This window comes from Brevibacterium sp. SIMBA_078, from assembly GCF_046534565.1.
In the GTDB taxonomy this organism is placed as follows: Bacteria; Actinomycetota; Actinomycetes; order Actinomycetales; family Brevibacteriaceae; genus Brevibacterium.
Window position 1 is genome coordinate 1 of the sequence record NZ_JAWRYQ010000347.1, and the last position, 259, is coordinate 259.

Consider the following 259-nt stretch of genomic DNA (forward strand, 5'->3'; position numbering starts at 1 on the left):
CAAAAAAGGGAGCTGGCTTCAATGGTCAAAATGGCGCGGGCGCGCGGCTTAACAACCATAGCCACAGGAATTAACGATCGAGCAAAACTCCTTTTATTAAAACAAATAGGATGTGAAGAATTACAAGGCTCCATTCTGAGTAAGTCATTGAAAAAATCAGAAATACCCTGGGCACGGATAAGGTAATGAAAGACAAATTAGGAATAACCACACAGAAAAAATGGTATCAGCTTTTCTTTTATCGTCCAGAAATGATTCT

General features: G+C 39.4%; 1 protein-coding gene. It reads left to right on the top strand.

The annotated features are described in order from the left end of the window. On the top strand, positions 1–186 hold a 186-nt coding region (locus tag SB749_RS19980), incomplete at its 5' end, for an EAL domain-containing protein (RefSeq protein ID WP_410711841.1). Between the last annotated feature and the right edge of the window lie 73 nt (positions 187–259).